Raw genomic sequence first — 2,288 nt, forward strand, 5'->3', positions numbered from 1 at the left:
GATAATGCAACTTTTCACAAGAAACAGAGTATTCAACAAGTCATCATCGATGCGGGGCATATGGTGGAATATTTGCCTACCTATTCGCCAGATCTTAATGCAATTGAACATAAATGGGCACAAGCTAAATGCAAAAAAGAGCGCTCGCGCTCGGATGCGACACAGATATTTTGTTCGCACTCAATATGGTGTAATCAAAATTAAGTCGCTTAGCTATATTCAAAGAAAAACCTGAATTTAATAAATTATCAGATTACAAAATAAATATTAATGATATAAAAAAGCAGTCAATCTTTTATAATCCTAAATTAGGATTAAATATAATTAACAATATTTTTAATTAATTTAGGACCGTGATAAATAAATCCCGAATAAACTTGTAGCAATGATGCCCCTGCTGCCAATTTTTCTCTTGCTGCAACCAAAGAATCAATTCCACCAGCAGCCATGATTGGCAACTGTCCTTTTAACTCTTTGGTCAACGACCGCACAATTTCAGTGCTTTTCAATTGCACAGGTCGGCCACTCAATCCACCAGCTTCTCCTGAATACCTTAATCCTTTCACTAAATTCCGATCTAAAGTGGTATTTGTAGCCACAACGCCATCAATCTGGTGGCGAATTAAGCTATCGCTAATTTGAATAATCTCTTTTTCGGTTAAATCAGGCGCAATTTTTACCACCACAGGAACATACTTTTGGTATTGTTGTGCTAATAAGTGTTGTTTATTTTTAATTGACTGCAATAAATCATCCAATGCTTCATTATATTGTAACAATCTTAAATCTGGCGTATTAGGTGAAGAAATATTGACAGCAATATAACCTGCATATGAATAAATTTTTTCCATGCAAATTAAATAATCGTCTTTACCCTGTTCAATCGGGGTATCTTTATTTTTGCCAATGTTAATCCCAATAATACCGTCGTACTTCGCTTTTTTAACATTCTCAACCAGGTTATCAACACCTAGATTATTAAATCCCATGCGGTTGATAAACCCTTCAGCTTCAACCAGCCGGAACAGCCGAGGTTTTTCATTACCAGGTTGTGGGCGAGGTGTGACCGTCCCTATTTCTACGAAACCAAATCCCATCGCGCCAAAAGCATCAATACATTCACCATTTTTATCAAGACCGGCCGCTAATCCCAATGGATTCTTAAATGTCAATCCCATACAAGTCGTTGGCTTAAAATTGAGCGACTGCCGGATCAAAAACTTAAGCGGCGAATGCATGATATATTTAAGCTGCCAGAAGGTAATTTCATGAGCTTGCTCTGGATTTAAGCCAAATAGCGCCTTTCGGATAAGGGGATAAAACATTAGCTGTACCTTTTTTTGATAGATAATGTAAATTATTTAGTCATAGAAACCATTTGCCGTTTTTATTCTAGAAAAACAGTCTATTGCTAAATTTATGAGCAAATCATTAATGGTATGTACAGATGATCATAATAATTTAAATATGCCTAATATGACACTGCTTTTTATCATTTAAGTTTTTAAAAATAATAGGTAAAAGCAAACTAATAGCTATCCCCCCAGATAATCTTATAAAAAAAGGGATATCTTATTTAAGTAATCGTTTTTATGAAGGAAAACGCTGGTAACCTATTGAAAAATAAAATGCTATTTGTTTTTCAACGCCTTAGTAATTTTTTCAAATAGATCAGCGGAAAGATTATCTAACTGTTTTAACTGTTTTAACTGTGTTAACGCCTGATACATCAGATTTTGACGTGTGTCATCATAGCGTCTTAGACGAATCAACGGCTCGATCAAACGAGAAGCAACCTGCGGATTGCTGCTGCTATTTAAAATAACTAACATTTCCACTAAAAACTGATGGCCAGTACCATCCTCAGCATGAAAAGCTGTCGGATTCTGTGCAACAAAAGTTCCAATCAGAGCACGTACTCGATTGGGATTCTCCATACTAAATGTCGGATGAGTAAATAAAGTACGTACTGTGTTGACAAAACATTTTTAGCTGGACTGGTGGCTTGCAGCATAAACCATTTATCCATTATCAAACCATCATGACGCCAACACTGTTCAAACTCTGCCATCAGCTGCTGACAAGTCGGTAATTGGGCCGCCACCGCAGCACTCAAAGCCGCCATCGCGTCAGTCATATTATTAGCCTGATAATATTGTTCGGTGACATACTTATCCGTTTGTTGATTATCATGGCAAAAAGCCAGATAAAATAAGCATCTATAGGTAAGCGACTTAATTTTGATGACATTATTTATATAAGCTATTCAATTGATTTTAGAGATAAAG

General features: G+C 36.1%; 2 protein-coding genes and 1 pseudogene. 1 reads left to right on the plus strand and 2 read right to left on the minus strand.

Annotated elements, in window-relative coordinates:
- On the plus strand, positions 1-204 hold a 204-nt coding region (locus ARSQ2_RS10870), incomplete at its 5' end, for a transposase (RefSeq protein WP_181995304.1).
- 110 nt (positions 205-314) lie between these two features.
- Here the strand turns inward: ARSQ2_RS10870 and pyrD are convergent.
- Positions 315-1,325: a quinone-dependent dihydroorotate dehydrogenase gene (gene pyrD / locus ARSQ2_RS10875; RefSeq protein WP_181995305.1), complete on the minus strand. Its 1,011-nt coding sequence runs from the start codon at positions 1,323-1,325 to the stop codon at positions 315-317.
- Between the two features lie 306 nt (positions 1,326-1,631).
- Positions 1,632-2,236: pseudogene (locus ARSQ2_RS10880) on the minus strand (aminopeptidase N C-terminal domain-containing protein); the annotation flags it as partial.
- Positions 2,237-2,288: the final 52 nt, after the last annotated feature.

The organism is Arsenophonus endosymbiont of Bemisia tabaci Q2, assembly GCF_902713415.1.
Classification (GTDB): Bacteria; Pseudomonadota; Gammaproteobacteria; order Enterobacterales; family Enterobacteriaceae; genus Arsenophonus.